The sequence below is a fragment of the Amycolatopsis sp. NPDC104863 genome (assembly GCF_055582965.1).
The window spans coordinates 491243-505312 of record NZ_JBVJOW010000006.1 but is presented as its reverse complement, the minus strand read 5'-3'; the positions used below and the strand labels follow the sequence as shown (position 1 = coordinate 505312).

The following is a 14070-nucleotide window of genomic DNA, read 5'->3' as shown; positions in this document are numbered from 1 at the left end:
TGGCGTGTCGCCGCGAGGCGCCCGATCGCGGGGCGATCGCGTCAACCGGCGGCCGCGGGCCCGGCTGAGTGCGCTGCGCCGGGACGGCTCGCTTCAGGACGTGCTCGGCAGCCCGGCGGCGGTGGCGGCGATCATGCGCTGCAGGGTGGGCCGGAACGGGGGGAACACCCCGGCGATCTCGGGTTCCTGCTCGTACAGCTCCTGCAGCGCTCGCGGGGGACGGGTGAGCGGGAACAGCTTGGCGACGAACGCGCCGGCGGCCATGACCACCGCGGCGCCGTCGGCGACGTCCAGCTGGGGGCAGGCGGTGGAGATCTGCCGGCCGAGGGTGAAGTACATGTCCACGGCCCATCGCTTGTGGGCTCGCAGTGCCGCGACGGAGACGTTGTGTTCGAGCATCGTCTCGGTGTGGATGGTGAGGTCGCAGTACAGCGGCCGGTCGGCGTAGGCGCCGGCCAGGGCGGCCGCGACCGCCGTGACCCCGCTCTCGCCTTCGAGGGCGGCGCCGGCCGCGGCCGCCCAGCCGGTGCCCTCCCGCATGGTCAGCTGGAGGTAGATCTCTTCGCGGGTGCCGAAGTAGCGCAGGACGTTGGACTTGGCCAGGCCGACCGCCGTGGCGATGTCGCCCAGGCTCACCCGGGTCACGCTGGATTCGAGCGCGAGTTCGCCTGCCGTGGCGAGGATCGTCTCGCGCCGCTGGTCCTTCTGTTCCGGGCGCCTGGCCCGCTGGAACGCCGCATCCATGATGGCCGTCAGAGTACCGCCAGGTTTTAAGCAACACTGTTCTCTTGTTAAGGAGACGGTGTTCTTATAACCTGGGCCCATGACGGTCAGCAGTGCCGGCCTGAGCCGGACCATCGATGCGTTCGTGGCCTCCTTCAACGATCCCGACCTCGACCGGGTGATGTCCTTCTTCGCCGAAGACGCCCGTTACCTGCCCGGGCGCGCTCCGGAACTGCGCGGGCTCGCGGCGATCCGGGCGGCCTTGGCGCCGCAGTTCGCCGGCCGCTACGGGGAGCTGTTCTTCGACGTCTACGACGAGGTGGTCGACGAGGAGCGAGGCCGGGCGGTGATCCGATGGGTGTGCCGGCTGGACCTGACCGGCGCCGAGGGCCGGCGCGCGACCCCGCTGTTGCGCTGGTTCGCGCGGCTTCGCCACGGCGGCCGGGTGCAGTGGCACGGCCTGGACGTCTTCCACTTCGACGCCGCCGGGAAGATCACCGGCAAGTTCACCTATGCGGCCTTCCGGATTCCCCTCTGGGAACCGGTGCGCCGGCCGAGGGAGCGGGCATGATCAGCTTCGCCCATTTCGCGGCCCTCGTGGCGATCCTGAGCACCGGGATCGTCTACGGCACGGACACGTTCTGCGCATTCGTCCAGCGCCCCGCCCTCGCGCGGGTCGACGACGCGACGCTCACCTCGATGATGGGCAATGTGCACCGGTTCGGCGATCGGCGGATGCCGGCTCCCGGCATCCTCGGGGTCGTCGCCGCGGCCGCCGCGGCGGCGGTGGCCGCCGTCGCCGGGCACCCCGCGGGATCGGTGGCCGCGGCGGCCGCGTTCGTGCTGCTGGTGATCTGGGTGCTGGTCTACCTGCGCGTCAGCGCCCCCATCAACCGCAAGCTGACCGCGGCGGCCGACGCCGGCGACACTCCCGTCGAAGTCCGCGCGTGGCAGCGCAACTGGGACCGCGTCATCGTTCTGCGGGCTGCGCTGCAGGGCTTGGCCGTGCTCGCCCTGGGCGTCAGCCTGCTCGGCTGACCGGCGTACCCCGACCTGGAGCGGAGGCTCACTGTCATGACCACGAACGCCTACCACGTCCGATCGACCGCGGAGACCGGCCACGACGGGTATCCCCGCTTCGCACACCATGACTCGATCTCGGCACTGTGGTCGCAGAAGTGGCGGGCGCCCTGCGCGGCGGGGATCTACCCGTTCACCGACGGCAGGGTGGCCGACTTCGACCCGATCTTCGCCGAGCTGAGCGACGTCTTCGCCGACGATCCGGCGATCTTGTCGCGTCCCGACGACTACGCGAAGCCGTTCTTCCCGGTCGCCGACCGCCTTGCCGCCGCCGCGGACGAAGCTGCGTCGGTCCGCCGCGCGGTCGAAGCGAAGGAGCTGTACCTGCGCGCGGCAGCGGTGTACCGCATCGCGCGGTTTCCCATCAACCGGTCACCGTTGAGCCGGCAGGCTTGGCAAAAGGGCAAAGCCGCCTACGAACGAGGCGGCCGGCTGCTCGACCCGCCGAGTGTGCCCATCGAGATCCCCTTCGCCCACCTCGACTCCGCTGCCGGCGATCTCGGCACGGGCATCGCCGCTCACCTCCGGCTGCCCCGAGGTCCGAAGCCTGCGGCCGGCTGGCCCGTCCTGCTTTTCATCTGTGGCCTCGACGCCTACCGGACCGATCACACCCCGCGCACCCAGGCCCACGTCGAGCGTGGCTACGCGACGGTCAGCTTCGAGATCCCCGGGACCGGTGACTGCCCCGCGGCGCCGAACGATCCCGCCTCACCGGACCGGCTGCTGAGCAGCGTTCTCGACTGGACAGCCGGCGCCGCCGACGAGCACGGGTTCGACATCGGAAAGGTGTTCGCCCGAGGCATCAGCACCGGCGGCTACTACGCGCTGCGCGCCGCCCACACCCACGCGGACCGGTTGCGGGCCGTCGTGGCCCAAGGCGCCGGCTGCCACCACATGTTCGACCCCGGCTGGATCGGTGCCCAGAACCGGATGGAATACCCCTTCGCCCTGGCCGACGCGCTCGCCTGGAAGTTCGGTTACCACGACCCGGATCCGGCGGCAGCCGTGGCCCGGTACGCCGCGGAGGCGGGCAAGTTCAGCCTTCTCGACTCCGGCGTGCTCGACACCCCCTCGTGCCGGCTGCTCGTCATCAACGGGATGGAAGACTCGATCTTCCCGATCGAAGACAGCATTCTCGCGGCGACCCGGGGCCGCGGCAAGGACCTCGTGGTCCGGGGAAACCGCCGGCACATGGGTAATCCCGGTGCGGAAGAGATCCTCTACGAGTGGCTCGACCACGCTCTCGCCGACCTGTCCTGACCGGCTCCACGGCCGGCGCCGGCGCTGCTCCGAAGCCGGGAAGGCCGCCGCCGGATGGCGGCCTGCTCGGGGAAAGGGGACCAGCCCGGACAGCGCCGGCGTGTCGGTCGGGCCGGGCATGACGGCATCGACCCGATTCCACGGCCCTTGAGCTCGTGGGCCCAGGTTCGGGCGAAGGACCGGGGTCCCGGTTGTGGACGGCCGCGTGGAGCCGGTCGAGGTCGGCGAGGTGCGCGATCTCACCGGTCGGCCTCCGCCCAGTTCCGTATCGATCGATGCGAAAAGGGGTAGCCTGTGGCCGTGGAGACCGGACGGCGTCGCTCGACGGGGCGGCCACGGGGATTCGACCCCGAAGAGGCACTCGAGCGTGCCCTGCTCGTCTTTTGGGAACACGGCTACGAAGGGGCGAGCCTGGTCGCGTTGACCGAGGCCATGGGGATTTCCACCACCAGCATGTATGCGACCTTCGGCAACAAGGAAGAGCTGTTCCGCAAGGCGGTGGAGCGCTACACCGAGGGCCCGAGCGCGTATGTCGTGCGAGCGCTGGACCGGCCCACGGCGCTGGAAGTCGCGACCGCGCTCATCGCGGGGGCGATCAGGACGACCACTCGGCCGGCTGGTCCGCACGGCTGCCTGGGTGTCCAAGGGGCCCTGGTCACCGGAGACACCGGCCGCGGCGCCCGTGATCTGCTGATCGACTGGCGTGAAGACGGCTACCGGGCCCTCCGTGACCGGTTCGCGCGAGCCGTCGATGAGGGTGACCTGCCGTCCGGGGCGGACCCGGCCCTGCTGGCCCGCTACCTCACGGCCCTGGCCTACGGCATCGCCGTGCAGGCGGCCGGCGGTGTCGGTCGCGCCGAGCTGGAGGAGATGGCCGACGCGGCTTTGCGCGCCTGGCCGCTTTCCTGAGACGCCCGCCACTTCTGTAGTGATCGATGCAAAATCTGCTACGGTTGAGTTCTGCATCGATCGATGCGGAATTGGACCGAGAGCGGAGGCGGCAGATGCCCGACCGCGACCTGCGTGAGTTCTACGAGCGCTACCTGGGCGAGCTCAACGCCCACGAGTTCGACCGGATGGCCGAGTTCATCGACGACCGGACGACCCTCAACGGTGAGCCGGCCACCCGCGACGACCTCATCGCCGTCCAGAAGGCCGACGTGGCCGCGGTTCCCGATCTGCACTGGGAGCTCCAGGACCTGCTCTTCGACGGTGACCGCCTGGCCGCGCGCCTGGTCAACACCGGCACCCCGGTGCGGGAATGGCTCGGCGTGGCACCGACCGGAGCCTCGTTCGAGATCACCGAATACGCCATCTACCGGGTCCACAACGGACGGTTCGTCCACATGGCCGCCCTGCACGACGCCGGCGAGCTGCGCCGGCAGCTCACCCGCTGAGAGGAAGATCCATGACCGTCACCCTGATCACCGGCGCCAACAAGGGCATCGGGTTCGAGACCGCGAAGCAGCTTCTGCGGCACGGCCACACCGTCTACGTCGGTGCCCGCGACGCCGAGCGGGGGGAGAAGGCCGCAGCCGAGCTCGGCGCGCGGTTCGTGCAGCTCGACGTCACCGACGACGCCTCGGTGACCAGAGCCTTGGCCACGATCGACGCCGCCGAGGGGCGCCTCGACGTTCTGGTCAACAACGCGGGTGTCCTCGGTGGCGGCTCCCTCGACGGCCCGACGGCGTTGCGGGTGTTCGACACCAACGCCGTCGGGCTCGTGCGGGTCACCGAAGCCGCGTTGCCCCTGCTGCGCAAGTCGTCGAACCCGACCGTGGTCACGGTGTCCAGCAGCGCCGGTTCGTTCTGGGCGGTGACCAACCCGGACCGGCCGGAGTTCGGGCTGCCGCTCGCGCTCTACTCCGCGTCCAAGGCCGCGGCGACCATGCTGACCGTCCAGTACGCGAAGTCGCAGCCGGGCATCAAGTTCAACGCCGTCGAGCCCGGCACCACCGCCACCGACATGACCGCCGCGTTCGGCATCGGACGGCCGCCGGCCGAGAGTGCCAAGACGGTCGTGCGCCTGGCTGTTCTCGCCGCGGACGGCCCGACCGGAACCTTCCAGGACGAGAGCGGCGAACTGCCCTGGTAGGCCCGGTAAGGCTGCTTTCGCGCTCGACTCGGGGGTGGCCGTCCTGCCGTTCTGGTCAGGGAAGCTGCGCGGCGCGGTCGAGGGGCGCCGGCACGGCCGGCAAAGCCTGCAGGGTCGCGTGCGCGGCCAGGAGACCATCCGGCCGGTCGGCGGTCGAGGCTTCCCAGGCCCGGCGCAGCGGCACGCCCTCCGCGAGGACGAGGTAGGGGCCATCGCCGTGCCGGCCGGCCAGGACGACTCCGGTCTTGTCCCGCTCGCGGGGGCCGGGAACGCCGCCGGGCAGGAAGAGCAAGAGGCAGGTTTCGCCGCTGCCGGTGATGTCGTCGGTCAACCCGGTGCCGGTGAACCGCTCGGACGTCTCTCGGTCGGATTCGTCGGCGGGCACCGGGGCGTCGGGGTAGGCGAGGTTGTACTCGGCGGCGGAGAGGTATGCCGCCGGCGGCGCAACCGGGTCGACTGGCGAGGACGTCATGAGAGAACTTTAGGCGCGCGTCGCCTGGCCGGCAGTCCTCGCGGAGCGACGGTCAGGCAGGCGCGGTCAGCGCGGGCAGCAACACGGCGTCGATGACGGCGACCAACTGGTCGGCGGTCGCTTCGGTGCCGGTGAAGAGCTTCTCGACGAAGACGCTCCCCAGCAGGAACATCTCGGCGTGCGCCAGTGCCGGGTTGTCCGGCCGGATGGCGCCGCGGTCGACGTGACGCCGCAGGATCGCCGCCAGGGCGCGCAGGTGCGGGGCGAACAACACTTCACGCAGTGCCCGAGCCAGTTCCGGTTCGGCGAGGACCGCCTGCCAGATTCCCAGGGTCGGAGCTCCGGCGGGATGCGGAGGCGGCATCAGCCGGGCGAGGGCGACCAGGTCTCCGCGCAGGTCACCGGTGTCCACTTCGGGCAGCGGCGGGTACTTCCGGGCCAGCAGCGCCGTGATGACCAGCTTGGGTTTGCTGTCCCACTGCCGATACAGCGTCGCGGTGCTGGCCTTGGCCCGGCGCGCCACCTCGTCGACGGTCGCGCGCTCGTAACCGACCTCCGCGACCAGGTCGAAGGTGATCTGCAGGATCAGCTGCTCACGCTCGGATGTCAGGCGCTTGCGCCGCGAAGCCGGCGTACCGCTCACGTACTCTCCCTAGTTGTCGAAAACGTACTTTCGACTGTACGGTTTCGACAACGCGTTTTCAAGAAGGAGATGGACATGACGGACGACCTCGTCCTGGTCACCGGCGGCACCGGGTTCCTGGCCACGCACTGCATCGCCCAGCTGCTCGAGGCGGGTTACCGGGTCCGCACCACGGTGCGCCGCACCGCTGCCGAACGTGACGTCCGTGCCGCCGTGGCCGCGGCGGGCGCACCGGGCACCGACCGGCTCGCCTTCGCCGTGGCCGATCTGGGGCACGACGAGCACTGGGCGGCCGCCGTCGCCGGCTGCCGCTACGTGCTGCACGTCGCCTCGCCGTTCCCCGCGAGCCGGCCCGAGCACGAGGACGACCTGATCGTCCCCGCGCGCGGAGGGACGCTGCGAGTGCTCCGGGCCGCACGGGCCGCCGGTGTGCGCCGCACGGTGCTCACGTCGTCCTTCGGGGCCATCGGCTACGGACATCCGCCGACGCCGCACGCCTTCACGGAGGAAGACTGGACCGAGCCGAGCGGACCCGGTGTCACGCCCTACATCAAGTCCAAGACCCTCGCCGAGCGTGCCGCCTGGGATCTTCTCGCCGAACCGGGCGGTGGCGACATGCAGCTGACGGTCGTCAATCCGGTCGGGATCTTCGGCCCCGCGAGCGGGGCGCGCCTGTCCGGGTCGCTGCAGCTCATCCACGGCATGCTGCGCGGCCGGCCGCCGGGAATCCCGAACCTGTTCACCGCGGTGGTCGACGTGCGTGACGTGGCGGACCTGCAGCTACGGGCGATGACGCACCCGGACGCGGCCGGCCGGCGGTTCATCGCGGCCGCCGGGGATGCCGTGCCGTTCGCCGGTATCGCCCGGATCCTGCGCGAGCACCTCGGCGAGGCGGCCGACCGCGTTGCGCGACGCAGGATGCCGGACGTCTTCGTGCGGCTGGCCGCCCTGGCGATACCCGCGCTGCGGGAGATGACCGGCAACCTCGGGGTCGTCCGGCACGTCGACAACAGCCGCGCCCGTGCCGTGCTCGGCTGGCGACCGCGCTCGACCGAAGACGCCATCGCCGCCAGCGGGCAAAGCCTCCTCGAACTGGGGCTGGTGGGCACGGCCCCGCGGTAGGAAACGGGAACCGGCCGGGCGCGGCGCCGGAACCTCCGACCGCACCTCTTCCGGGTGAGTCTCGTCGCACGGGCGAATGATTGTCGGCCTTTCCGCCACCGGAGGGGGCCGGGCTACGCATGATTGCTTCGCAGCCGATCCGCGGGCCGCGCGGATCTTCCGGCCTCGAGGAGGGCGCAGTGCGCACAACCATCGCCTGGCGAGCCGGGCTCGCCGGGGCCGTCCTGGTGGCCGGGTTCGCCGCGACCACGGCGCCGGCGCGGGCCGATCCACAAGCCGGTGTGGCGGACATCGGCTCGGCCGAGTTCACCAAAGCCGGTTCCACGACCACGGTTCCGGTCCAGGGCTACTGCTCGGTCGACGGACCGACCAGCGCGACCGCGCCGCCGGTGTCCAAGACGGGTGTCAGCTTCGGTGGCGGCACCTCCTCCTGCACGACCACCGTGACGGACCCGCAGACCGACACCACGGCCACGACCTCCACCGCGACGGGGAAGAACGTCGAGCTCTCGGCACTGGTGAGCGCGGGAGGCCCTCGCATCAAGCTCGCGTCGTTCACCGTGAAGTGTGAAGCGACCCAGACGCAGACGAACGCGGGCTGGACCTACAGCGGCCTTTCGGGCATCCCCGCTCCGCCGAAGCCGGTTCCGGTCGGCTACGTGACGCCGATCAAGAAGACCAACGGAACGGTGCTGGCGAACGCGGTGTTCAACGCCCAGACCCTGCCGGGCGACGGGAGCATCGGCCTGACGATGCTGACGGTCACGTTCCTCCCGGCCTCGGGTGTCAGCGGCCAGGTCGTGCTGGGTCAAACAGCCTGCGCACCGACACAGTGAGCGGCGGCGGCAACGGAATCCTTCCGGGTCCATCGCGCATCGGCTACCGCGAAGGTCAACGGGCTTCCGTCGCCTGCTGCTGATCCGGCGAAGCCGGATCATCGAAGCCCGGCGGGGGGGGGGGGGGGGGGGGGGGGGGGGGGGAGGGGGGGGGGTGGGGCGTCCCCACGGCCTTCCATCTTCCCTCCCCCTCCCCCTCCCCCCCCCCCCCCCCCCCCCCCCCCACACCCCCCCCCCCCCCCCCCCCCCCCCCCCCCCCCCGCCGGGCTCTCGACTGCCCGTCAAGCCGGTTCCGCCACGGCCGGGCGCCTCAACAGGCGAGCGTGACCGGCTCGCAGTCGACCGGAACGTTGCCGGTCACGACGGAACCGCTCACCGAAACCGCCGACCTGCTGCCGATGCCGGCGGCGATGCCGCCGCCCTTCACGTTCCCGCTCACCGCGGTCACGGTGTTGCTCTTGATCTCGCTGTCGGTGACGGTGACGGTCGCCCGCGGTCCGGCGACGTACAGCCCACCGCCGATGCCCGCCTTCACGCCGTCGACCCGGTTCCCGTTGATCTTGGAGCGGGTCACGGTCAGCTTGACCTGCTCGCCGACGTCGATCCCGCCGCCGGACGTCCGCTGGTCGAGCACGGTGGGCAGCAGCTTGGCGGCCCGGGAGGCCACATTGCCCGACACGCTGCTGTCGATCACGACCGCCGAGGTGTACGCGTCGAGCGCCAGCCCGCCACCTCCACCGGTCCCGATGCCCACGGAGCTGTTGTTGTCCACGATGCTGTGATCCAGCCGGACGGAGGAGTTCCGGTCGGACACACTGACACCGCCGCCGGCGCCGGGGGCGGACACCGTCGTGTTCCCCAGCACCGAACTGCCGGTGAGAACCAGCGCCCCACCGCCGCGCACCCGTACGCCGCCGACGTTCTCACGGATGGTCGAGTTGACCGCGGTGACCGTGCCGCCGAGCACATCGATGCCCCGGGTCGCGTTGCCGAACACCACGCAGTCGTTCAACGTCACGGTGCCACCCACGGTGGCCACCCCGCCCAGGCTCGCGCCCGCGGCGCCGGTGATGCCGAAGTTGGTCAGCGTCAGCACGCCTGTCTTGGCGACGACGAACGCGGAGTTGACCGCGCCGATCGCGGTCGCCTTCGTCGCGTCCACGACCAGTCGTCCGCCCCGGGCGACGAGGTTGAGCTTCCCGGTGAGCGTCGGCAACAGACCGGACGCCTCGATCACGCACCCGGCCGAAGGGGTGTCCACGGTGGCGGTCACTTCCGAGGAGACGGAGTTGGCCTGGCTGATCAGGCTGACCATTCCTTTCAGGTCCAGGCTGATCTTTCCGGTTCCCGCGGCGCACACCGCGAGTTTCGGTGCGGCGGCCGGCCCGGTCGGCTGCGCGGCCACCGCGGTGCCGGACACGGCGCCTGCCGCCGCGAGCAGGGCGACCGCGCACGTCGCCGCACCGAGCCGGACTGGGGTGAAGACGGTCATGAACACGCTCCTTGCACTGGGTCGTGAGACTGCCTCTCTCACCATCCTTCACCACTCGCCGTAATTGGGCGTTGACGCAGAGGGTTCACTCGGTTCAGGGGCATCCACCACCCATCCAGGGTGGAGCGGCTCGTATCCGGCTGGTGCGCCTGGATCCCACCCGAAGGTCTCGGCGTGGCATGGCCGCCACAGCCGTACTGGGCAAGGAGAAGGTTTATTCGTAGACGACGTAGGACGGCGTCGGCTCGAGGGCCAGCACTTGCGAGGGTGTCATCAGCGCGGAGCCGTTTCGCGTGTCTTCGTCGAAGAAGAGTTTGAAACCCGTCCGGACCCGGTCGGGGAGATCGCTGGTCAGTTTCCGCCAGGTCGCGCTCTTGGCGGACGCCGAGCCGATTCCGTCCACCACTTTGAGCGCCGAGACACCGCTGTGGACGCCCAGCGACCGTTCGTCGCGGACCACGGACGACGCCACCTGGTGGTAGGCCATGATCTTGTCCGGCAGCCGATGGTCTTCGACCAGCTTCCCGAGGTAGCTCGCCACGTCGTCGAGTTCGGACCCGGTGGTGTTGCCGAACTCTTCGCCGGGGACGACCCCGGGATCCACCGCCCATTCGGGATCGAGAGCGACGCCGACGTCGGGTTCGGTGAGCCATCGCTCGTACGCCTGCACTTCGGGCAGGAAGTCGGCCTGCCCCGGCTGGATGTTGAGCAGGAGCACGCCACCCAGCTCCCGCGCGACATCGAGGTAGTGCCGCACCGTTTCGTCGGTGCACCGGCTGCGGTACCTGCCGTCGGCGCCGGGCGAGCGGTGCGCGGTCGTGGCGATGAGCTCGACGACCGGTTGGACCGGTCGCGCGGGAGGGTAGGTGCCGATCGTTTCGCGGAGCTTCCGGCTCGCGACGGCCAGGTCGCCCGTCATGGCGCCGAGGGCGGGAGAGCCGGGCGTGCCGCAGAAGCCGACGAGGAGCGGGGGCGTGGTGTCCGCTCTCGAAGATGGCGAAGGCGTGGATTCCGGGGTGGGATCCGGTGAAGAGGCCGGCTGGGGTGGTGCCGTCCGGGCGGCCGGACTCGGCTGGTGGGTGCCGCAGGCGGACGCCGCCCCCGCGAGCGCGAGCGTCAGCAGCAGTCGTCGGTTCACAGTTTTGGCCCGCACGGTTCAGGAACCGGATCGGCGCACGCCGGTAGTGATCGTCAAGAGACTGATGACCCCCTCGGTCCGTTCTGGCGAACTGAGTGATCGAATACCCGTTCGAGCCGCGGGCAAAACGTGGTCCGCCGCGTCCCGAGGCGCAGGGTTCACACCGGGAAGTCAGGGATCGGATCGTGCCTGCGCGGACCTAGCCCGCTGGTGGACGACGACCAGCGTGATGATCATCGCGATCGAGAGCAGTGCGAGGAACGCCGCCGGGGGAACGGCAGGCCGAAGTCGTCGGCAAGCCACCGGCCGAAGTCCGAACGGTTGAGCTTGCGGCCGAAAGTCACGATCGTGGCGAACGCCGCGGTGGCGGGCAGGATCCAGGAGCGAGAGATGATTTCCGCGCGTGTCGTCCTTCGGTCGCCGCCGGACTCGCCGGGCAGGAACGCGCCGACCACCGCGGTGAGCGGCAGCACGGCGAAGAGCCAGAGCATTCCGCCCAGCGGCACCGCGGCCAGCCCGAGGAGGGACAGCAGCAGGATCGCCGTGTGGATCCCGAAGTGCCGGTCGCCGGAAGGAGTCGAGCCCGGGGTGGCCACGAGCATCACGACGAGCCCGGCGGCGACCGGGCCGAACCACACGACGGCCGCCGTCACGCCGGAAGGCCCGCGCCGTTCCGGCCAGGAGTCGAAACCCCAGGCCAGTTTCTCGCGGAGGTCGAGGTCGGTCCGGAGGTAGACGGCCGACAACACCTGAAGCAGGCCGTTGAGCGCGTAGGCGCCCAACAGCAGCGTGACGCCGAGATCGCGGGCATGGGTGTCGCCGTGGACGAAGAACGTGAAATAGCCCCACAGCCCGGCAGCCAGTGTCACGCAGGCGGCGATGATTTCGGGGCTCGCCCGGCGAACGTCCACCCGGGTACCGTATCCGTCCGCCGGACCGGGTGCGGTGGGTCGATCGACCGACACGGAACGCCGGGAGCTCGGGTGCCCGGCCCTGTCGCGCGCGTCGAGCGGCCTTCCGCTGCCGTCTTCACCCGGCCACGGTCGTCAGCGGAAGAGGCGGAAGAACCCGCGGATCTGCTCGACCAGCGACTCCGGTTGCTCCAGCGCGGCGAAGTGGCCCCCTCTCGGCAGTTCCTCGAACCAGCGGAGGTCGGTGAACCGCAGCTCCGCCTCCCGCCGTGACGGCCGGGTGATGTCCCGCGGGTAGACCGACAGCCCGGACGGTGCGGTGACCTTGTCCCGGAAGCGGGCGAAGCTCTCCCAGTACAGGCGCGCCGATGACGCGGCCGACGCGGTGAACCAGTACACCGAGATCTCGTCGAGGATCTTCCGCCGGGACACCGCGTCCTCGTGGTCGCCGTCGTGGTCGGTCCACGCCCGGAACTTCTCGGCGATCCAGGCGGCCTGACCCGCCGGGGAGTCGGTGAGGCCGTAGCCGACGGTCTGCGGCCGGGTCGCCTGCACCGCCGAATACCCCCGGCCGGTGCGCTGGAACTCCCTCTCGGCCTCGAGGTTCGCCAGTTCCGCGGGCGTCGGGTCGTCGAACGTGCCCGCCGCCACCGACCCGAGGTTCAGGTGCACGGCGGCGACCCGTTCCGGCGCCACTTCGCCCAGCGCGCCGGACACCGCCGACCCCCAGTCACCGCCCTGCGCGCCGTAGCGCTCGTAGCCGAGCGAACCCATCAGCGTGTCCCAGGCGCGCGCGATGCGCGTGACGCCCCACCCGGTCGTCGACGGCTTGTCACTCCAGCCGTACCCGGGCAGGGACGGCGCGACGACGTGGAAGGCGTCCGCCGGGTCCCCGCCGTGCGCCCGGGGGTCGGTCAGCGGGCCGAGGACGTCCAGGAACTCGAGCACCGATCCCGGCCACCCGTGCGTGAGCACCAGCGGGAACGCGTCCGGTTCCGGTGAGCGGACGTGCAGGAAGTGGATGCCCAGCCCGTCGACGGTGTCGCGGTACTGGGGGAAGGCGTTGACCCGCTCCGCGAATCCGAAGTCGTAGTCCTCGGCCCAGCTGCGGCACAGCTCTTGCGTGTACTTCAGCGGGATGCCCTGTGACCAGCCGGGCACCGGCTCGGGTTCGGGCCAGCGCGTCCGGCGCAACCGGTCGCGCAGGTCCGCGATCTCGGCGTCGGTGATGCCGACCTCGAACGGCTCGGCGGCCACGACGAACTCCCCTCCGTTGCCTGCTTCCTCCCCTGCAACGGTAGCTCGACGGCACCGCCAATGGCCGGCGGAGCAGGCTCAGGTGAGCAGCCAGCGGTACCAGTCGGTGTCGTAGCGGGTGCCGATCGTCTGCTTCAAGAACGTCCGGGCGGCGCTCCACGCGCCCGTGCGGTAGTAGCCGAGGAGCTGGGCGACGTCGGCGGGGTGGTTCTCCGCCATGTACCAGACCGCCAGGTAGCCCCAGACGTACGTGCGCGTCTGGTCGTTGCCGGGCGTGTTGTCGAACAGCGTGCTCAACGCGTACGTGCGCTTCCCGGCTTCGGTCGCGGCCTGGCTGTAGAACACCTTTCGGTAGCTGTAGCTCACGTACTCGGCGAGACCCTCGATCCACCACTGCGTCGGCGTCGAGGTGTTGGCCCGGTAGTCGCCGTAGAGGTCGTACCGGCCGTCGAGGTAGTGGGTGTACTCGTGGTTGAGGTTCTTGATCTCGAACGCCGGCTTCGTGTCGTCGCGGTAGGCGACGAACCGGGCCTGGTTGCCCGCCGCCGACGGGTCGCCTTCGAGGTAGACGCCGCCGTTGTCGGTGCTGATGCCGAACATCGACGGCGCGTAGTACTGGTAGTCGGCGCGGGAGTCGAACACGTCCACCTCCAGCGCCGTGTTGCGGTCGCCGGCGACCGGGCCGCTGTCCTTCACCAGCTGGTGGAAGTAGGCGTCCTGCCCGGTGAGGCTCGAACAGGTCGCGCTCAGCTGGGCGGCGGTCATCCGCTGGGCACGGATCCGCAGCGCGCTCGTGCAGGACTTCGTCACCGGCAGGACGTCGGCGGCGGCCTGGGCGGGCGCGGCCGCGGTGGTGACGTCGCCGCCGGGCCCGAGGGGGTGGCCGGCGGTCCTCGGGTGGGCGGTCAGAGCGGAGGCGGGCGGGACGGTGACGAGGGCGAGCGTGGCGCAGACGCCCAGGACGGGGGCGGCGAAGCGCTTGAGGCCGCGTCGGACCGGCGAGTCGTTCATGTCGTGCTCCAGGGAGGAGAGGAGTGGGGA

16 protein-coding genes are annotated in these 14070 nt (G+C 70.8%); 8 read left to right on the top strand and 8 right to left on the bottom strand.

Annotated elements, in window-relative coordinates:
* Window positions 1-93: 93 nt before the first annotated feature.
* Entirely contained in the window at window positions 94-744 is a 651-nt protein-coding gene (locus tag ACZ63J_RS33000; RefSeq protein WP_465338736.1) for a TetR/AcrR family transcriptional regulator, read from the bottom strand.
* Between the two features lie 79 nt (window positions 745-823).
* Here ACZ63J_RS33000 and ACZ63J_RS32995 point away from each other — a divergent pair, with 79 nt between their 5' ends.
* From ACZ63J_RS32995 to ACZ63J_RS32970, 6 genes are all read left to right on the top strand, one after another.
* A complete protein-coding gene (locus ACZ63J_RS32995) occupies window positions 824-1294 on the top strand; it encodes a YybH family protein (RefSeq protein WP_465400454.1) in 471 nt (156 codons plus the stop codon).
* Window positions 1291-1761 carry an anthrone oxygenase family protein gene (locus ACZ63J_RS32990; RefSeq protein ID WP_465400453.1) on the top strand — a complete coding sequence of 157 codons (471 nt, stop codon included), beginning with the start codon at window positions 1291-1293 and terminating at the stop codon, window positions 1759-1761. Before ACZ63J_RS32995 ends, ACZ63J_RS32990 begins: the two co-directional genes overlap by 4 nt.
* 36 nt (window positions 1762-1797) lie before the next feature.
* Window positions 1798-3063, top strand: coding sequence for an alpha/beta hydrolase family protein (locus ACZ63J_RS32985; RefSeq protein WP_465400451.1), 1266 nt, complete (start codon window positions 1798-1800; stop codon window positions 3061-3063).
* A 300-nt stretch (window positions 3064-3363) separates the two neighbouring features.
* Window positions 3364-3972: a TetR/AcrR family transcriptional regulator gene (locus ACZ63J_RS32980; RefSeq protein ID WP_465400450.1), complete on the top strand. Its 609-nt coding sequence runs from the start codon at window positions 3364-3366 to the stop codon at window positions 3970-3972.
* A gap of 95 nt (window positions 3973-4067) precedes the next feature.
* Window positions 4068-4460: an ester cyclase gene (locus ACZ63J_RS32975; protein ID WP_465310880.1), complete on the top strand. Its 393-nt coding sequence runs from the start codon at window positions 4068-4070 to the stop codon at window positions 4458-4460.
* Between the two features lie 11 nt (window positions 4461-4471).
* Window positions 4472-5158: an SDR family NAD(P)-dependent oxidoreductase gene (locus ACZ63J_RS32970; RefSeq protein WP_465400448.1), complete on the top strand. Its 687-nt coding sequence runs from the start codon at window positions 4472-4474 to the stop codon at window positions 5156-5158.
* Window positions 5159-5213: 55 nt separating this feature from the next.
* On the opposite strand, the gene ACZ63J_RS32965 is transcribed toward ACZ63J_RS32970, so the two are convergent.
* Both ACZ63J_RS32965 and ACZ63J_RS32960 read right to left on the bottom strand, forming a co-directional pair.
* Window positions 5214-5630 carry a hypothetical protein gene (locus tag ACZ63J_RS32965; RefSeq protein ID WP_465400446.1) on the bottom strand — a complete coding sequence of 139 codons (417 nt, stop codon included), beginning with the start codon at window positions 5628-5630 and terminating at the stop codon, window positions 5214-5216.
* Window positions 5631-5682: 52 nt separating this feature from the next.
* Window positions 5683-6273: a TetR/AcrR family transcriptional regulator gene (locus ACZ63J_RS32960; protein ID WP_465400445.1), complete on the bottom strand. Its 591-nt coding sequence runs from the start codon at window positions 6271-6273 to the stop codon at window positions 5683-5685.
* 75 nt (window positions 6274-6348) lie between these two features.
* On the opposite strand from ACZ63J_RS32960, the gene ACZ63J_RS32955 reads away from it, so the two are divergent.
* Complete coding sequence (locus ACZ63J_RS32955; protein WP_465400444.1) at window positions 6349-7395, top strand: NAD-dependent epimerase/dehydratase family protein; 1047 nt, start codon at window positions 6349-6351, stop codon at window positions 7393-7395.
* Between the two features lie 179 nt (window positions 7396-7574).
* Window positions 7575-8231, top strand: coding sequence for a hypothetical protein (locus tag ACZ63J_RS32950; RefSeq protein WP_465400443.1), 657 nt, complete (start codon window positions 7575-7577; stop codon window positions 8229-8231).
* 310 nt (window positions 8232-8541) lie between these two features.
* On the opposite strand, the gene ACZ63J_RS32945 is transcribed toward ACZ63J_RS32950, so the two are convergent.
* The 5 genes from ACZ63J_RS32945 to ACZ63J_RS32925 all read right to left on the bottom strand — a co-directional run bounded on the left by ACZ63J_RS32945 (window position 8542) and on the right by ACZ63J_RS32925 (window position 14040).
* Window positions 8542-9723, bottom strand: coding sequence for a right-handed parallel beta-helix repeat-containing protein (locus ACZ63J_RS32945; RefSeq protein WP_465400442.1), 1182 nt, complete (start codon window positions 9721-9723; stop codon window positions 8542-8544).
* A gap of 214 nt (window positions 9724-9937) precedes the next feature.
* On the bottom strand, window positions 9938-10642 hold the full coding sequence (locus tag ACZ63J_RS32940) for a hypothetical protein (RefSeq protein WP_465400441.1): 705 nt from the start codon (window positions 10640-10642) through the stop codon (window positions 9938-9940).
* Window positions 10643-11094: 452 nt separating this feature from the next.
* On the bottom strand, window positions 11095-11772 hold the full coding sequence (locus ACZ63J_RS32935; RefSeq protein ID WP_465400440.1) for a hypothetical protein: 678 nt from the start codon (window positions 11770-11772) through the stop codon (window positions 11095-11097).
* A 135-nt stretch (window positions 11773-11907) separates the two neighbouring features.
* Entirely contained in the window at window positions 11908-13029 is a 1122-nt protein-coding gene (locus ACZ63J_RS32930) for an epoxide hydrolase family protein (protein ID WP_465400439.1), read from the bottom strand.
* Window positions 13030-13107: 78 nt separating this feature from the next.
* The gene (locus ACZ63J_RS32925) at window positions 13108-14040 is read right to left on the bottom strand and encodes a collagenase (RefSeq protein ID WP_465400438.1); all 933 of its coding nucleotides are present in this window, start codon (window positions 14038-14040) and stop codon (window positions 13108-13110) included.
* Window positions 14041-14070 lie beyond the last annotated feature (30 nt).